Origin of the sequence: Azospirillum lipoferum (genome assembly GCF_024170005.1) — a bacterium.
Taxonomy (GTDB): Bacteria; Pseudomonadota; Alphaproteobacteria; order Azospirillales; family Azospirillaceae; genus Azospirillum; species Azospirillum lipoferum.
This window is the reverse complement of sequence record NZ_JALJXJ010000005.1, coordinates 51,237-68,339: the sequence shown is the minus strand read 5'-3', so window position 1 is coordinate 68,339 and position 17,103 is coordinate 51,237. Positions and strand designations below refer to the sequence as shown.

Sequence of the window (17,103 nt, the reverse complement as noted above, 5' to 3'; positions counted from 1 at the left end):
TCATAATCACATCGGCGTCCCACCAAGTCCGGTGGGTGCGGCGATGGTGATCAGGACAACCGAACGTCCGGGAACGACATGAGCCGCAAGACCGCCAGCACACCAGCCGCCGCCACCTCCGACACGCCGGCCGCTGCACCGGCCGGGAGGTCGCAAACCGCCAGGCTGGCGGATTTCATGTGCTTCACGATCTATTCGGCCAACCTCGCCTATTCACGGGTCTACAAGCCGGTGCTGGAGCAGCTCGGCGTCACCTATCCCCAGTACATCACCATCATCGCCCTGTGGGAGGAGGATCGGCAGACCGTCAAGAGCCTCAGCGAAAAGCTGTTCCTGGAGCCCAGCACCATGACGCCGATGCTGCAGCGGCTGGAGGCCATGGGCTATCTCACCCGAACCCGCGACGACGAGGACGAACGCAGCGTCCGCGTCTCCCTGACCGAGGCAGGCCGCCGGCTTCGCGAGAAGGGCCTGGGCTTCGGTGAGTTGACGGTGAAGGCTTCCGGACTTCCGCCCGACGAGTTCCGCGCGCTCCAGAGAGCGGTCGCCCGGCTGCGCGACAACCTCCGGGAGGCCAGCAAGTGAAGGAGATCGGATGCGGAGGTCCGGGGCCATGCCGGCTTCTCCTCAGCCGAAGGTGAAGGCGTAGGCGTCGACTCCGGGATCGAGGAAACGCACCTCGAACGTCCGCTCCCGCACCGCGCCCGCCTGCCGCACCAGCTGGTAGAGCCTGGTTTCCGAAACGGTGCCATAGCCCTCGGCATCCGTGTCCGTTCCGTGATCCGGCCCTGGGGCCATGCCGTCGATCGTGACCTGGAAGCGGACCGGCCGGCCGTCCCGGGCCGGACCGAGGATGAGGTGCAGGTCGCGCGCCCGGAATCGGTAGACGATCGTCCCGCCCGCCCAGTTCAGCCGCGCCTGCTCGGGCCCGACCGTCCAGTTGCCTGAAAGCCCCCAGTGGTTCAGCCGCAGCGCACCGACCGTGTAATCCTGCGGCCGGTCGATGCCGTCCCGTTCCGGCGACGCGAAGTTCGCAGCCTGCCGGTAGCCGACATAGGTTTCGCCGGAGCGGACTTCATCGAGGTCGGCGGGCGCCTGCGCCCCCTGCCCCGCCGGGCTGACCAGCCCGCCATCACCAGCCCGTCCCCCGGCGGCCCGTCCCCCGGCGGCCTCCGCCAGCAAATCCTGGATGACCCGTTCGGTCTGCTCATACCCGCCCTCGCCGAACTGATGATGACGGATCCGCCCCGTGGCGTCGGCGATATAGAAGGCCGGCCAGTAGCTGTTGCCGAACGCCCGCCAGATGCGGAAGTCGTTGTCGACCGCCACCGGGTAGGTGATGGCGAAATCCCGCAACGCCTTCTGCACGTTCCCGATCCGCTTTTCGAAGGCGAATTCCGGGGCATGGACACCGACCACCACCAGCCCCTGGTCCCGGTACTTCTCCGCCCATGCCCGCAGGTACGGCAGCGTGCGGATACAGTTGATGCAGGAGTAGGTCCAGAAATCGATCAGGACGACCTTTCCACGCAGCTCGTCCGTGGTGAGCGGCTTTGAGTTCAGCCAGTCCGTCGCACCATCCAGGGAGGGGAGAACGCCCTCGACCGGCAGGCTGCTGCGGTAGACCCGCCGGGCATCGGCGAGCACCAGACCCGTCGCGGACGTCTCCGGCGCACCCGACGTTGCGGCAGTGGCAGAGGGAACGGCAGGGGCGAACCGATCGATCAGCGACTGTTCGACGCTGGACGTTCCGGCATAGGACAGACGGGCCAGCAACCCGGTGTCGAGCCCCAGGGCAATGACGCCGACACCGGCGAGGACGGCGATGCCGAGCCCCTGGCGGAGACGCTCCCCGATGCCGAGCGACCGCTTCATCGCCGCCAGTAGCCGGCCGCCGGCCAGAAGGGTCAGCGCCAGGGATGTCGCGGCACCCGCCGCATAGGCCGCCAGCAACAGCGTGGTTTGCAGGCTGGCGCCGTGAAGCGCCGCACCGGTGAGGACCAGCCCGAGGATCGGCCCGGCGCACGGCGCCCAGAGCAGGCCGGTGGCGACACCCAGCAGAAGCGATCCGGCAACGCCGGCCGGGCGACCGGACAGCCGGTTGCCGACGGCCACCAGCGGACGGCTGAGCATCGCCGCGGCACGCGGCGACAGGAGCGTCCATCCGAACACGGCCATCAGCGCGATGGCGGCGGCCCGTCCTGCTCCGTTCGCTTCCACCGCCCAGCCTCCGCCGACGGCGGACAGCGTGGCGACCCCGGCGAAGCTGGCCACCATGCCGAACAGCATCGGCAGGATGCCGCGGAACAGCGGCTGCCCCGCCCGGGAGAAGACGAAGGGCACGACCGGCAGGATGCAGGGGCTGACGATGGTCAGGGCGCCCGCCAGGAAGGAGACGAGAAAGAGGATCATGGCTGAACCCTTTCGACAGGCCGGGCGCGGGTTGATGCCCGGCCCGGCAAATCAGTGGGAGACCGCCTCGGCCGCCTCGACGATCAGGGCGGCGACGGCCTCGGGCTTGGCGGCGTAGACGGCATGGCTGGCCTCGACCGACCGGACATGGCTGCCGGCCCGGCGGGCCATCTCCAGTTCCAGCTCGGGGTTGATCGAGCGGTCGGCGGTCGCCACCAGCGCCCAACTCGGCTTCGACTTCCATGCCGGGTCGCCGGCCGGCGTCGTGAAGGCGCCCTTGGCCGCGAACACCTGGGAGTGGGCGAGGAAGGCCGCGTCGGCCGGCGGAAGGTCGGCGGCGAAGGCACCAGCGAAGGCCGGCGGGTCGAGATAGAGGTAGCCGTCGGCGGTGGCCTTGACGGCATCCGGCGCGGCACCGGTCACCGGCCTCCTTCCGGCCAGTTCGGCGAGGCTCTCGCCCTTGTCGGGCTCGAAGGCGGCGACATAGACCAGCGCCGCGACATGGCTGTCGTTCCCGGCCTCGCTGATCACCATCCCGCCATAGCTGTGGCCGACCAGGACGGCCGGGCCGGTCTGAAGGGAGAGAACGCGGCGGGTGGCCGCGACATCGTCGCCGAGCGAGGTCAGCGGCTGCTGGACGATCGACACGGCATAGCCCTTGGCGCTCAGGATGTCGGACACTTTGCGCCAGCCCGAGCCATCGGCGAAGGCGCCATGCACGATGACCACGGACTTCACTGGGGCGGCGGCGGCCGGCGACCAGGGAGCGGCCAGCGACAGGGCCAGACCGAACAGGGCAGCCGGAAATCTGCACGGAAGCATGGAGGCATCCCCTCATGTTGTTTGCGTCATAACTATTATTTTGATAACTATATTGATGGAAGGCAGGCTGTCCAGACGGAACGATGTGGATGCCGGCTTGCGGCAGGGGGATTTTTGTACCGGCATGTATCGGCCGACCAGGCGGATACAGACCGACACAAACCGCCGGACGCAGGCAGCGCTCCGCCCGTCATAGGACCGCCGAACAGCAGCGGGGTTCGACCGAATGGATCACATCGACCATGTCCTGATCGTCGACGACGACCGGGACATCAGGGAACTGGTGTCGGGCTATCTGAAGAGGAACGGCCTGCGCGTGACCCTCGCCGCCGACGGCCGGCAGATGCGGTCGTTCCTGGAGCGCGACCGGGTGGATCTTATCGTGCTCGACATCATGATGCCGGGTGACGACGGGCTGGTGCTGTGCCGGGAGCTTCGCGCCGGCCGGTATGCCACGACACCGGTCCTGATGCTGACCGCGCGCAACGACGAGATGGACCGCATCCTCGGCCTGGAGATGGGGGCCGACGATTATCTGGCGAAGCCGTTCGCGGCGCGCGAGCTACTGGCCCGTATCAAGGCGATCCTGCGCCGGGCGCGCATGCTGCCGCCCAACCTCCAGATCAGCGAGGCCGGACAACTCCTGAGCTTCGGGAAATGGAGGCTTGATACCGTCGCCCGCCATCTGCTCGACCAGGACGGCACCGCCGTCGCACTGAGCGGTGCCGAATACCGGCTGCTGCGCGTCTTCCTCGACCATCCGCAACGGGTCCTGTCGCGCGACCAGCTCCTCAACCTGACCCAGGGGCGCGAGGCGGAACTGTTCGAGCGGTCGATCGACCTGCTGGTCAGCCGGCTCCGGCAACGGCTGCGCGACGACGCGCGCGAGCCCAGCCACATCAAGACGGTCCGCAACGAAGGCTATGTGCTGGCGATGCCGGTGGAGATCACGAGGGCAAGGTCATGAGGGACACGGCCATGGAGGGCGCAATCCTCCGGTTCAGCCGCTTCATGCATCCGCCACACACCTTGCGCTGGCGGCTGTTCCTCATCCTCCTGACCGGGCTTGCCCTGGCGCACGGACTATCCTTCGGCGCACTGTTCCTGGAGCGCACCAGTGCCGCCAAGGCGATGATGCTCAGCACGCTGGAGCAGGATGTGGCGACCTCCGTTGCCCTGCTCGACCGCCTGCCGCCGGACGAGCGCGGCCGCTGGCTGGCGGTATTGGAGCGGCGCACCTACCGTTATGAGCTCGGTCCCGGCCTGCCGGGTGTACCGGACTTGGGCAGCCGCAGTACGGAGATCGCCCGCGCCATCAACGGTGGTGCCGGCCCCGGCTTCCCGGTGGTGGTCGAGACCATTCCGGGTGACCGCCCGCATCTCCAGGCCCATGTCACGCTTCGCGACGGCTCGCCGGTGACGATCGACGTGACACCGGCGCTCATGCCGCTCGCCACCTGGCTCCCCCTACTGCTGGCTGGCCAGCTCGTGCTGCTGGTCCTCTGCACCTGGCTTGCCGTGCGGCAGGCGATCCGCCCGCTGGCGCGCTTCGCCAAGGCTGCCGAGACGCTCGATCCCGGCGGCACGTCGGCACGGCTGGCGGAGGACGGGCCGAGCGAGGTCGCCTATGCCGCGACCGCCTTCAACGCCATGCGGGACAGGATCGCCCATTATCTTGAGGAGCGCGTGCGGATCCTCGCCGCCATCTCCCACGACCTGCAAACGCCAATCACCCGCATGGCGCTGCGGGTCGAGATGGCGGAGGACAGCCCGGAGAAGGAGCGGCTGCTGCGGGATCTGTCGCAGATCGAACGGCTGGTGCGCGAAGGGGTGGCCTATGCGCGCAGCGCTCATGGCGATGTCGAAACTCCGGCCCGCATCGATGTCGGGTCCTTCGTCGAAAGCCTCGCCTTCGACTATCAGGACATGGGCAAGCCGGTGACCGTCCACGGGCTCTCCGGTGCGGTCCTGACCACCCGGCCGCACGCACTGCGCCGCATCCTGACCAACCTGATCGACAATGCCCTGAAATTCGCCGGAGAGGCCGAGATCACGGTGACCCGGGATGGTGCAGGCCGCATCGGTATCGCGGTTCGCGACACCGGCCCCGGCATTCCGGAGCATCAGCTCACCGCCGTCCTCCAGCCCTTCTACCGGCTGGAACAGTCCCGCAACCGCGATTCCGGAGGAACCGGCCTGGGGCTGGCCATCGCCTATCAACTGGCGCTGGCGATCGGCGGGTCGCTCACCCTGCGGAATCGGCGTACTGGCGGCCTCTGTGCGGAGGTGACGCTCGGCTGACAGGGGGAGTCAGCTGTTTCCGAAGGCAGTGGTGAAGACCGCCCAGCGCTCCTCGAACAGCTGCAAGAGGGACGGCCTGCCCGCCATTCCATCGTCGCCAAGTCCATCGTCACCAAGCCGGATCCGGTTGTTGACGCCCTCCAGCAGGTCGATCAGGATCCCGCAGACCGAAGCCGGATCGCCCGGCCGCAATTCGCCCGCGCCTTGGGCGACGGCGACGAACCCGACCAGAGGTTCCAGCGCATCTTGCGACCAGGATGCCAGCCGCTCCCGCAGAGCCGGCGAAACCGCAGCCTCGGCGCTGACGGACAGATAGAAGGCGGCATAGTCGCGCGACGACCCGATCTCGACATAGCGAAACGCGGCGCGGCGCAGCGCACCGAGCGCTCCCGCCCCACCCTCGCCGGCGGCGGACAGCAGAGCTTCGCGGAACCGCCCGACATCGCGTCCGACCACGGCTTCGAGAAGGGCGGCTTTGTTGGGGTAACGGCGGTAAAGCGTGTGCTTGGACACGCCGAGTTCGGCCGCTATCTCTTCCAAACCGCTATTGAAGACGCCCTTGCGGCAGAAGACGGCCCTGGCGCCATCCAGGATGCGCGCATCGATGGCCGCGGCCTGCTCCCTGGTCGGCCTTCCCCCTGGCTTGCGCCCGCCGGCGTCCATGATCACGTCCCTTCCGCTCTCCATCCGCCGACAAAACAGCACAGCTCCGTTGCGTTTTCCATCGCCGTCTGATATCAGCACGATTGCGTGCTGATATTCTGACTCCAACGAGGGGCGACGCATGGCCTCCATCTCCCTTTCCCGGATCGGTTGGGCGACGCCCGATGGCCACAGCGTCCTGACCGGTGTCGACCTGAATTTCGGGCAAGAGCGCACCGGCCTCGTCGGGCGCAACGGCGTCGGCAAATCGACCCTCCTGAAACTCATCGCCGGAGAACTTCAGCCGCTCGCCGGCAGCGTCCGGGTCACCGGCACGCTCGGCCTGCTGAAACAGACGGTCCGGCCCGGCGAACGGGAAACGGTGGCCGACCTGTTCGGCGTGACCGGAGCGCTCGCCCTCCTGCGCCGCGCCGAGGCCGGGGCGGCAAGCGTGGAGGAACTGGCGGAGGCCGATTGGACCCTGGCGGAGCGCATTACCGCCGCTTTGATCCGCGTCGGGCTCGATGCCGGTCCCGATACCCGGCTGGCCGAGCTTTCGGGCGGCCAGCGGACGCGCGCCAGCCTTGGCGCGGCGGTCTTCGCCGCACCGGATTTCCTGCTGCTCGACGAGCCGACCAACAACCTCGACCGCTCGGGCCGCGAAGCGGTGATCGCCCTTCTCGCCGGCTGGCGGGCCGGGGCCATCGTGGTCAGCCACGACCGCGAGCTTCTCGACCGGATGGACGCCATCGTCGAACTGACCTCGCTGGGTGCCGCGCGCTATGGCGGCAACTGGACGTACTATCGCGAACGCAAGGCGACGGAACTGGAAGCGGCGCAGCAGGATTTGGCCCACGCGGAAAAGCAGGCGGCCGAGGTCCGGCGCAAGGCGCAACGCGCGGCGGAACGGCAGGACCGGCACGATGCGGCTGGCTCAAGGAGGGCGGCCAAAGGCGACATGCCCCGCATCCTGCTGGGTGCGCGCAAGAGCAATGCCGAGGCAAGCCGGGGTGCTGGCACCAGACTGGCCGACCGTCGGCGGGCGGAGACCCAGGCAGCGGTCGCATCGGCACGGTCCCGTATCGAGATCATGCAGGACCTCTCGGTGGCCCTGCCATCCACCGGGCTACCGGCCAACAGGACCGTCCTGCGGCTGGATGACGTCACCGCCGGCCATGACCCGGAGCATCCGATCATCCGCGATCTCTCCTTCACCATGGAGGGGCCGGAACGGGTCGCCATCGTCGGGCCGAACGGTTCGGGCAAGACGACGCTGGTGACGCTGATCGCCGGAGGAATCGCCCCGATCCTGGGCACCGTGTCGGTCGCCGTCGACTTCGCGATACTCGACCAGCGCGTCGGCACCCTCGATCCCGCTATGTCGATCCTCGACAACTTCAAACGCCTCAATCCCGGTGCCACCGACAATACCTGCCGGGCAGCCCTCGCCCGCTTCCTGTTCCGGGCGGACGCAGCCCTGCAGCAAGTGGGAACGCTGAGCGGCGGACAGACGCTGCGTGCCGGCCTCGCCTGTGTACTGGGCGGGCCGCGGCCGCCGGCGCTGCTGATCCTCGACGAGCCGACCAACCACCTGGATATCGACTCGGTCGAAGCCATGGAGGCGGGACTGAGATCCTATGACGGCGCCATCCTGCTGGTCAGCCATGACGAGACCTTCATGGCCAACATCGGCATCGAACGGCGGCTGAGCCTCGATCCACAGGGCGGCGGGAACCCATAGCCTCCGCCGGTATCGCCGATCTGGGACAGGATCGGGACGGCTACCTAGATCAGGACTTTGTATCCCACTGTATCGGTTGGGCCGGCAGGTACAGACGCTTTCACCATGTCCGATGGCCGGACATGCGGGGGATACATCGGCATCTCATGTTGCGGCCACGGACGAACGCATCTCGGGAGAGATAGATGACACGGAAACTGGAAACGGATACCGCCGGCACGGCTCTGGTCGACCACGGGCGGCGACGCTTCATCGGCATGGCGACCCTCGCAGCAGCGGCGGCCGGCCTCGGGCTGGGAACGGGACGGGCGCAGGCGGCGGAACCCTCTGCGGCCCGGCCGGCGGCGGGCTCCCCCTCGCCCACCGGCTTCAAATCGCTGAAGCAGATCGATGCCGGGCCGCTCAACATCGGCTACGCCGAGGATGGACCTGCCAACGGGCCGGTGATCCTCCTCCTGCATGGCTGGCCCTACGACATCCACAGCTATGTGGAAGTGGCCCCAATCCTGGCGGGGGCCGGTTACCGCGTCATCGTTCCTCATCTGCGCGGCTACGGCACGACGCGCTTCCTGTCCGCCACGACGCCGCGCAACGGCCAGCAGGCGGCTATCGCCGCCGACATGATCGCCCTGATGGATGCACTGAAGATCCAGACCGCGATTCTCGCCGGCTACGACTGGGGCGCCAGGACGGCGAACATCATGGCCGCACTCTGGCCGGAGCGCTGCAAGGCCATGGTGTCGGTCAGCGGCTATCTGATCGGCAGCCAGCAGCTCAACCGGGCACCGCTGCCTCCCAAGGCGGAGCTTCAGTGGTGGTATCAGTATTACTTCGCCACCGAACGCGGCCGGGCCGGCTACGCAAAGTATACGCACGGCTTCGCGAAGCTCATCTGGCAGCTCGCCTCCCCGAACTGGGCCTTCGACGACGCCACGTTCGAACGCTCCGCGATCTCCCTCGACAATCCGGACCATGTCGACATCAGCATCCACAACTACCGCTGGCGGCTCGGCCTTGCGGAGGGGGAGGCGCAATATGACGCGCTCGAACGGGCGCTGGCGGCCTTCCCGACCATCAAGGTTCCCACCATCACCATGGAAGGCGACGCCAACGGCGCTCCACACCCGGAACCGGACATGTACCGTGCGAAGTTCACCGGCCGCTACGAGCATCGGCTGATCACCAGCGGCATCGGTCACAATCTGCCGCAGGAGGCGCCGAAAGCCTTCGCGCAGGCCGTATTGGACGTTGGCAAAGACTGACCGGGACCTGAGCGCTTTTGCGTGGACAGACTACGAAGGCCTTGTCACGTGATCGGTGGCGGCGCGCCCGTCACGGCATTATCTTGCTCGGATGCCGCCGCTCCGGTATGCCCGCCACCAGTTTCCGCCCGCGATCATCCGGCACGCGATCTGGCTCTATCTCCGGTTTACGCTGAGTTACCGGGATGTCGAGGAGCTGCTGGCCGAACGCGGCGTGGAGGTGTCCTACGAGACCGTCCGCCGCTGGGTCCTGAAGTTTGGGCCGGCCATCGCCGGCAACCTGCGGCGATTGCGTCCCGAGCCCAGCCCACGCTGACACCTGGACGAGATGGTCGTGCGCATCGGTGGCCAGCTGACGTACTTATGGCGGGCCGTCGATGATGAGGGTGGAATGCTGGAGGTGCTTGTCCAGCGCTGGCGCGATAAGGCTGCGGCTTTGAAGGTGATGCGCAAGCTGCTGAAGAAGTATGGCTTCGCCCCCATCCAGGTCACGACCGACAAGCTCCGGTCCTACGGGGCCGCCTTCCGCGAACTGGGTCTGACCGCCCACCATGAACAAGGGCGGCGAACGAACAACCGCGCCGAGGTCTCACACCAGCCGGTTCGGCGACGAGAGCGCAAGATGCAGCGGTTCAAATCATCGGGTTCCGTCCATCGCTTCGTCTCTCTGCATGCCGCCGTCTACAACACCTTCAACCTCCAGCACCAGTTGGTCTCCCGCCGCACCCTGCGCACCTTTCGGGCGCAGGCAATGGCCGAGTGGCTGGCCGCGACCGCGGCGCCGTGACGCAGTCGGCGGATGCCAGGTTCTTTGCAGGCCGGTTCAGTTCGCGTGACAATGCCGATCGCTAATATGCGCGCCGCCAACTTGGCCAAATGCGACGTCTGAACGCTTCGCCGTGGTCTGGGGCGGGGCGTGCAACGCCCCCGTCCGCGTGGATGCGGAGCGGGAGCGGACGAACGGCGGGATCAGTTCGACAGGTCAGCGGCGAGAAATGGGGCGATGGCCGCACGGTCCACCACCGCACCCAGCCCCGGCAGATCCGGAAGCGCGACATACCCGTTTCGCACCTCCCTTTCCGGCGGGTTCTCCGTGACCGGCACATAGGTGTTCTGGTCGGAGAAATAGGGATACACTTCCAGATTCATGGTGTTCGGCAGCAGGCAGGCCAGAACCAGCGACGCCGACGAACACAGGGAACTGGCGCAATTGTGCGGAGCGACGCGGACATTGTAGGTTTCCGCCATGCCGGCGATGTGCACCGCTTCCAACAGACCGCCGCAGTTGCCGATGTCCGGCATGATGATCGAGACGGCACCGGTGTCCAGCAGGTTGCGGAAACCGGCGCGGCCGTATACCCGTTCGCCGGCGGCGATGGGGATACCGGTCCTGGCGGCGATGCGCGGAAGGCCGGAGAGGTTGAACGGATCCAGAGGCTCCTCGATCCATGTGATGTCAAGGCCGGCACAAACGTCGAGGAAGCGGATCAACTGGTCGTCGCACAGGCCGCCCGACAGGTCGAGCATCAGTTCGACCTCTGGGCCGACTTCCGCGCGCAGGGCCTTCACCCGCTCGACCGCGCGGCGGAAGCGTCCATCGTCCACCGCGCGGGCGGACACATGGCGGAAGGTGCCGTCCGGAAGTTCGTGGGCGAAAGGATAGGCTTTCAGGCTGGTGTAGCCGTCGGCCAGCGGCCGGGCAGCCGCCTTGGCCCAGCGCAGGACGTCGTCGTGTTCGTGGTTCCAGCCGTTGGCGTACACCTTGACCGATCGCCGCACCGCCCCCCCGAGCAGCCGGTGCACCGGCAAGGACAGGGCTTGGCCCAGGGCATCCCAAAGTGCAAGTTCGATGGCGCTCAGCGCCGCGAAGGTGATGGCGCCACCACCTTTGCTCCAGAAAGCCCGATCGTAGAGATCCTGCCAGATGGTGCGGATCTCGGTGGCATCGCGCCCGATGATCTCGGCGGCCATGTCCCTCAGCATACCGGCAACGGCGGGCGCGCCGTAGCCGTAGGCGACGCCGGCTTCTCCAAAGCCGCTGACGCCATCGTCGGTAACGATCTCGACCAGGACGGGCCGAAGCCCGCCGCCCTCGACGGTGTAAATCTTGACGGATTTGATCTGCATTGCGGCGGGCCGTCAGATGTGGGCAGTGACGACGATTTCGATCATCGTCGTTCCCCCGAGGTCGGCAACGCCGACGGTGGCGCGGGTCGGCAGGGCCTCGGCCGGCAGCCATTCCTTCCAGACCGCATCCATGTCCGGCTTCTTTCCAAGGTCGGTCACAAAGATGGTTGCGGACAGCAGCTTGGACTTGTCGCTGCCGGCCTGGGCCAGATAGCTGTCGATCTTGGTCAGGATTTCGCGGGTCTGACCTGCCATGTCCAGGCTTTCGTCGTCGCAGGTGGTGCCCCCAACGAAGATCATGCCATTGCGTTCGACGACGCGGTGCATGATCGGGGTGCGCAGATGCCGGATGGTCATCGCTGGATGTTCCTTTCGGTGGTGGATTGCTGTGGACGGGATCAGTGTTCGGCACCGACGGGGTGTTCCCCCGTCACGGCGAACACCGCATCGGGCGGCGTAGGGAGGGCGGCCAGTTCGGACAGACGCAACGGCTTGACCGGCGTGCGCAATCGGTAGGTGCCGATCTCGCAGGGGCTGACGCCCCTTTCGTCGGCCATGATCTCCGAAACGGTCTGGGCGCAGAGCCGACCTTGGCAAGGGCCCATTCCGCAGCGCAGGAAGGTCTTGAGCTGGTTGGGTCCTGGCGGGCCGAGGGCAATCGCCTCGCGCAGCGCACCGGCACGGACTTCCTCGCACCGGCATATGATCGTTTCGGGATCCTGTGGTGCGCGGAACGCACGGGATGGCTGGTACAGCGTGTCGAGGAAGGCCCGCCCGCGCCGATAGAGCGCCTGTTCGCGCAGCAGCGGTTCGAGCGCGCGATCCCGCTCTTCGGCGGATAGCAGGCTGAGGCTTTCCAGCGCGACGATGGCCGCGATCCGACCGGCGACCGCCGCGTGCAGGGCTCCGCCGATGCCGGCTCCGTCGCCTGCCACGTACAGACCGGGCGCGGTGGTCCGTCCGCAGGAATCCGTGTGCGGCTGGAAGGCGCGCTGGGCTTCGTTCCAGACGATCTTGCAGCCGGCGGCGCTGGCGAGGTTGATGGACGGAATCACGCCCTGGTGAAGAAGCACGCAGTCGGCGTCGATGCTCCGCGCGCGGGCGCCCTGCCGGAACGTGATTCGCTTCGTCCGTTCATCCCCGGCGATGGACAGAGCGGTCACGCCGGAGTGTACGCGCACCCGTCGGCGCACCTTGACGAGCAGCGCCAGCCCCTTCGTCAGATAGGGGGAGCGCAGGAAATCCGGCGCGTGCCGGAGCGCCGCCCGGCGCTGCCGGGCGTCTGTGGTGTCAAGGAAGGCCACAATCGTCGCGCCGGCTTGCACCAGCTGCCAAGCGAGCAGATAGAGGAGGGGACCGCTGCCCGCCAGAACGACGCGACCCCGCGGCACAAGCCCTCCCGTCTTCAAGGCGATCTGCGCGGCACCCGCCGTCATTACGCCGGGAAGAGTCCAGCCCGGCACCGGCATGGGCCGTTCCATGGCGCCCGTCGCGAGGATGACCGAGCGCGCCGGAAGGCGGCGGGCGGCTCCGCCCAGGCTGACCCCGACCGTTGGGGTGGACAGCGCGCATCCCGGTTCCAGCCCCCAGACGGTCGCTCCCGGAGCATAGTCAAGGATGGATGCGGCGAACGCGTCGGTCAGTGTCCGTCCCGCCCAGTAGTCCGGCCCCAGACAGTCGTCCGGTCCGGGCTCGCGGCGGGTGATCGCCCGGTAAATCTGCCCCCCGGGCGTTGGATTCTCGTCGAGCAGCAGGACCTGCGCGCCGCCGCGCGCAGCTTCCGTGGCGGCGGAGAGGCCCGCCGGTCCGGCGCCGACCACCACGAGGTCGTAGCGCCCGGCCAGCTCCGCTGCCGTCGTGAGCGTGCGCGCAGTCATGCTCCCGCCTCCGCGCCAACGCGGCGCCGGCCGCGCTGGCTTTCGACCACCATGCCGTCCCGCGCAACGGTCAGGCAGCCATTCCGGTTCTGCGCTCCGTCAACGGTGACGAGACAGTCGAAGCACACGCCCATCAGGCAATAGGGTGCGCGCGGTTCGCCGCCGACGACGCTCGTGCGGACCGTGCGGACGCCGGAGGCCAGCAACGCCACCGCGACCGTCTCTCCTCTCTCGGCGGCGATAACCTGCCCGTCGAACGTGAAACGCACCGGGTCGGCCGGCTCATGCTGTCTGCGAAACATGGGACCTCCTGGGGAATCTCCTGGAATCGAAAACGGCGAGATCCGGAGACAGAGCGCCCGCTGCAATTTGTGGAGCGAGAACCAGCGCGTGGCCGGCGGCCAGGGTCACGCCGGAATGGCAGGCCACCGCAAAAGCGCCTGGATGCGACGCCGACTCTTCATAGACCGGCAGCCCGTCCAGGGTCTTGACGCGGAAACCTGCCCAACTGCGCACGACGTTGACGTCGGCAAGCAGCGGGAACGTGCGAATCGCCCGTTGCGCCAACACGGCGTTGATGTCGGCGCGCGCGGCGATGGATGTGGACGCCGATTCCTCGCTGTCGCCGATCATTACCCCGCCCTCGTCGGTCTGGCGTATGGTGGCGGAGGCGAAGCGGAAGAAGGGCGCGCATTTCTCGGTGACCAGCACCTGGCCCTTGCTGCGCTTCAACGGAACGTCCAAACCGACCTTCGGCGCCAGCGTCTCGTTTCCGATGCCGGCCGCCAGCACCACACGCCGGGCCACCACCGTTCCCCAATCGCCGGACAACCGGAACCCGGCCTTCAAGGGTTCGATGCCCTTCACCGTGTGGCGCGCACGGTAGTCCGCGCCGCCGGCCTTCAAGGCGGCGTGAAGCGCCCGCAGCAGCCGCAGCGAATTGACGTGGCCGTCTGCGGGGGAGTAGACGGCACCGACCACGTCCGGGCCTATGGCGGGCAGGCGATCGCGCAGCTCGTTGTGCCCGAGAATCTCATAAGGGGCCGCAGCACCAGCGGTTTCACCGGCAATTGTTTCCATCTCCGTGTGCCAGCGATCCAACTCGGCCGAGGATAGGGCAAAGGAAAAGGCTCCCCGCTGGCTCAGGGCGACGTCGATTCCCGTGGCGTCCTGTAACAGGGCCGCGAACTGCGGCCAGAGCAACGATGACTGCCGGGACCACAGCGCGTAATGCGGCGCGCCGACTCCCTTCCCTTGCACCCAGACCAGAGCGAAATTCGCCCGGGAGGCGCGAAGATCGAGGTCCTCGCCATCCAGGACCAGCGGCCTCACGCCGCTGCGGCACAGGCCGAAGGCGATGGATGCACCGACCAGCCCGCCGCCGATCACGGCGACGTCGCATTCTAAAAACCGTGACATACCGTGTCCCATTCACGCCGGGAGAGGCGGCGCGGCGTCGGAACGCCGCACCGCGCCGGATACGCTCAACTGCGCGGGCTGACGTCCACCTTGAACCACTTCATGGACAGGTCACGGACCGTGCCGTCCGCGACGGCCGAGGTGATGGCCGCGTCGAACTTGGCCTTCAGTTCCGCGTCCTCCTTGCGCAGGCCGACCGCGATGACGCCGAAGACGCCGCCTGAGAACAGCGGACCGCTCAGCTTTGCGCCCTTCATGTCGGGCTTTTCCAGGGCGGCGGCCAGCACGGTGGCGTTGGCGAGCACCGCGTCCAGGCGACCGTTCATCAGGTCGAAATTATGCTCCTCGGTCGACTTGTACTCCTTCAGGTTCACCACCCCATTGAAGTACGTGTCCATGAAGGTCGAGGCCGTCGTGGAGCCCTGGACGCCGGTCGCCGTGCCCTTCATGACCTTGGCCATTTCGGCGATGCGCGCCTTGGCGGCGGTCTCCTGCGTGTCGAGGGAATAGCTTTCGCCCGTTCCCGGCATATTGGCCAGCGGGCTGTCGGCCAGCACGGCAAAGCCGTTGATGCCGGCGGCGTAGGGCTTGCTGAAGGCGATGACCTCCTGCCGCTTCGGCGTCACGCTCACCGCCGCCATGATCGCGTCGTACTTGCGGGCGGTCAGCGCCGGAATGATCCCATCCCAGTTCTGCGCCACGATCTCGCACCTCACCGACATGCGTTCGCAGAGGACCTTTGCGAGGTCCATTTCGAAACCCTGCAGGGTGCCGTTCGGGGCCGAGAAGTTCCAGGGAGCATAAGCACCTTCCGTGGCGATGCGGACGGTCTGCTCCTCCGCCTGGGCGGTGAAGGAGGTCAAGGCGAGGACCGATGCGGCGATGATCCGTTTCAACGACATGAAGCCACCTTTTCTATTTTGTTTTGGGATGCGGAACGTGGCCCGGTCCGGGATCGTGGCCGGGGACGGGCCTTCCTTGCCGGCGATCACGCGCGGGCGAGGAACTGGCGGAACCGTTCGGAATGTGGCCGTGCGAAGACGTCGGCGGAGGAGCCTTCCTCCTCGATCACTCCCTTGTGCAGGAAAACCGTCCGGGTCGAGACGTCGCGGGCGAACGCCATTTCGTGCGTCACGACCAGCATCGTCCGGCCCTCGGCCGCGAGATCGCGCATCACCTTCAGCACTTCTCCCACCAACTCCGGGTCCAGCGCCGAGGTCGGTTCATCGAACAGCATGATCGCCGGATGCATGGCGAGCGCCCGCGCGATGGCCGCCCGCTGCTGCTGCCCGCCGGACAGGTGCGCCGGGTAGAAATTGCGTTTGGCGGCGATGCCGACGCGCTCCAGCAGCGCTTCCCCCTCCGCGATGCAGTCCTTGCGGTCCCGCCCCTGAACATGCACCGGCGCTTCGATGATGTTTTCGAGGATCGTCAGGTGGGACCAGAGATTGAAGGATTGGAACACCATGGCGGCGCGGGATCGCAGGCGCTGGACCTGTGCGGCGTCGGACGGGCGGGGTGGCCGGCCGGCCCTGCGGTCGATGCGGATTTCCTCGCCCTGGATGGCGACGGTGCCGTCGTTGGGAACCTCCAGCATGTTCACGCACCGCAGCAGCGTCGATTTTCCGGAGCCGGAGGAACCGAGGATGGAGATCACCTCCCCCTCATGCGCGGCGAGCGAAACGCCGTGCAGCACCTCCACCGACCCGTAGCTCTTGCGGATCCCGCTCAATGCGACGGCGGGGACAGGTTCGGGTATCCTCTCAGCCATGCTGCAGCGTCTCCGGGGGCTCGGCTGGACGGTGCGGTGCCGGCTGCCGGCGGTCCGGCGTGACCGCGTGTTCGAAAAGGCTAAAACCGTGGGAGGCAATGAAGGTCAGAAGCAGGTAGATCGCGCCGGCCATCGTGAAGACCTCAATGGGTCGATAGCTCTCCGACACCAGCTTCGCCGCGATTCCGGTAACGTCCATGAGCGTTATGGTCGATGCGAGTGCGGTTGACTTGATCATCAGGATGACTTCGTTGCCGTAAGCCGGCAGCATGTGGCGAAGCGCCTGCGGCAGAACGATCCGGCGGAACATGAGCGCCTGCGACATGCCGCAGGCCCGCGCCGCCTCAACCTGCCCCGCGTTGACGGACAGGATCCCGCCGCGGATGATTTCCGCACTGTAGGCGGCGGTGTTGAGAGCGAGCGCGATGACCGCGCACCAATAGGCTTCGCGCAGGTAGGGCCAGGCGAAACTGTGACGCAGCGCCGGAAACTGGCTCAGACCGTAATAGATGATGTAAATCTGAACCAGCAGCGGGGTGCCGCGATAGACGAAGATGTAGGCACGGGCGCTGAGATCGAGCGCCGCATTGCCGCTGACCCGCATCAGCGCCAGTCCGAACGCCAGAATGGCGCCAACCGACACCGATATCATGGACAACTGGACGGTCAGCGGAATACCCTTGACCAGCGTTGCCAACGAGCTGGCCAGGAATGACGTGTCGATCATGG

Annotated in this window: 16 protein-coding genes and 1 pseudogene; 6 read left to right on the top strand and 11 right to left on the bottom strand. The window is 67.2% G+C overall.

The features are described 5' to 3' along the window. Positions 1–78: 78 nt before the first annotated feature. On the top strand, positions 79–585 hold the full coding sequence (locus J2848_RS12765) for a MarR family winged helix-turn-helix transcriptional regulator (protein ID WP_149231388.1): 507 nt from the start codon (positions 79–81) through the stop codon (positions 583–585). 42 nt (positions 586–627) lie between these two features. Here J2848_RS12765 and J2848_RS12760 read toward each other — a convergent pair whose 3' ends face one another. Both J2848_RS12760 and J2848_RS12755 read right to left on the bottom strand, forming a co-directional pair. Then, entirely contained in the window at positions 628–2,412 is a 1,785-nt protein-coding gene (locus tag J2848_RS12760; RefSeq protein WP_149231387.1) for a cytochrome c biogenesis protein DipZ, read from the bottom strand. A gap of 51 nt (positions 2,413–2,463) precedes the next feature. Then, positions 2,464–3,234, bottom strand: coding sequence for an alpha/beta fold hydrolase (locus J2848_RS12755; RefSeq protein WP_149231386.1), 771 nt, complete (start codon positions 3,232–3,234; stop codon positions 2,464–2,466). Positions 3,235–3,460: 226 nt separating this feature from the next. Here J2848_RS12755 and J2848_RS12750 point away from each other — a divergent pair, with 226 nt between their 5' ends. Both J2848_RS12750 and J2848_RS12745 read left to right on the top strand, forming a co-directional pair. Beyond that, positions 3,461–4,201, top strand: a complete 741-nt coding sequence (locus J2848_RS12750; protein WP_149231385.1) for a response regulator — start codon at positions 3,461–3,463, stop codon at positions 4,199–4,201. Then, the gene (locus J2848_RS12745) at positions 4,198–5,535 is read left to right on the top strand and encodes a sensor histidine kinase (RefSeq protein ID WP_246193848.1); all 1,338 of its coding nucleotides are present in this window, start codon (positions 4,198–4,200) and stop codon (positions 5,533–5,535) included. Before J2848_RS12750 ends, J2848_RS12745 begins: the two co-directional genes overlap by 4 nt. A 9-nt stretch (positions 5,536–5,544) precedes the next feature. Here the strand turns inward: J2848_RS12745 and J2848_RS12740 are convergent, their stop codons facing one another. Beyond that, complete coding sequence (locus J2848_RS12740) at positions 5,545–6,330, bottom strand: TetR/AcrR family transcriptional regulator (protein ID WP_211103106.1); 786 nt, start codon at positions 6,328–6,330, stop codon at positions 5,545–5,547. Between J2848_RS12740 and J2848_RS12735 the strand changes: the two genes are divergently transcribed. The 3 genes and pseudogenes from J2848_RS12735 (at position 6,320) to J2848_RS12725 (ending at position 9,967) form a co-directional block, all read left to right on the top strand. After that, positions 6,320–7,918, top strand: a complete 1,599-nt coding sequence (locus tag J2848_RS12735) for an ABC-F family ATP-binding cassette domain-containing protein (protein WP_149231383.1) — start codon at positions 6,320–6,322, stop codon at positions 7,916–7,918. The two genes, J2848_RS12740 and J2848_RS12735, sit on opposite strands and share 11 nt — an antisense overlap. A 185-nt stretch (positions 7,919–8,103) precedes the next feature. Then, positions 8,104–9,180, top strand: coding sequence for an alpha/beta fold hydrolase (locus J2848_RS12730; RefSeq protein ID WP_149231382.1), 1,077 nt, complete (start codon positions 8,104–8,106; stop codon positions 9,178–9,180). Between the two features lie 91 nt (positions 9,181–9,271). Continuing rightward, positions 9,272–9,967, top strand: a pseudogene (locus J2848_RS12725) (IS6 family transposase). Between the two features lie 182 nt (positions 9,968–10,149). Here the strand turns inward: J2848_RS12725 and J2848_RS12720 are convergent. The 8 genes from J2848_RS12720 to J2848_RS12685 all read right to left on the bottom strand — a co-directional run bounded on the left by J2848_RS12720 (position 10,150) and on the right by J2848_RS12685 (position 17,101). Further along, complete coding sequence (locus tag J2848_RS12720; RefSeq protein ID WP_149231381.1) at positions 10,150–11,307, bottom strand: mandelate racemase/muconate lactonizing enzyme family protein; 1,158 nt, start codon at positions 11,305–11,307, stop codon at positions 10,150–10,152. 12 nt (positions 11,308–11,319) lie between these two features. Continuing rightward, positions 11,320–11,664, bottom strand: a complete 345-nt coding sequence (locus tag J2848_RS12715; protein WP_149231380.1) for a RidA family protein — start codon at positions 11,662–11,664, stop codon at positions 11,320–11,322. Positions 11,665–11,705: 41 nt separating this feature from the next. After that, positions 11,706–13,184: an NAD(P)/FAD-dependent oxidoreductase gene (locus J2848_RS12710; protein ID WP_149231379.1), complete on the bottom strand. Its 1,479-nt coding sequence runs from the start codon at positions 13,182–13,184 to the stop codon at positions 11,706–11,708. Beyond that, positions 13,181–13,486 (bottom strand): (2Fe-2S)-binding protein, encoded by a 306-nt coding sequence (locus tag J2848_RS12705; RefSeq protein WP_149231378.1) that lies wholly within the window; start codon positions 13,484–13,486, stop codon positions 13,181–13,183. Before J2848_RS12705 ends, J2848_RS12710 begins: the two co-directional genes overlap by 4 nt. Continuing rightward, positions 13,467–14,603 (bottom strand): NAD(P)/FAD-dependent oxidoreductase, encoded by a 1,137-nt coding sequence (locus J2848_RS12700; RefSeq protein ID WP_149231377.1) that lies wholly within the window; start codon positions 14,601–14,603, stop codon positions 13,467–13,469. The genes J2848_RS12705 and J2848_RS12700 overlap by 20 nt, the downstream gene beginning before the upstream one ends. 65 nt (positions 14,604–14,668) lie before the next feature. Continuing rightward, entirely contained in the window at positions 14,669–15,505 is an 837-nt protein-coding gene (locus J2848_RS12695) for a lysine/arginine/ornithine ABC transporter substrate-binding protein (protein ID WP_149231376.1), read from the bottom strand. A gap of 86 nt (positions 15,506–15,591) precedes the next feature. Next, positions 15,592–16,374, bottom strand: coding sequence for an ABC transporter ATP-binding protein (locus J2848_RS12690; RefSeq protein ID WP_149231375.1), 783 nt, complete (start codon positions 16,372–16,374; stop codon positions 15,592–15,594). Then, positions 16,367–17,101 (bottom strand): ABC transporter permease, encoded by a 735-nt coding sequence (locus tag J2848_RS12685; RefSeq protein ID WP_211103105.1) that lies wholly within the window; start codon positions 17,099–17,101, stop codon positions 16,367–16,369. Before J2848_RS12685 ends, J2848_RS12690 begins: the two co-directional genes overlap by 8 nt. Positions 17,102–17,103 lie beyond the last annotated feature (2 nt).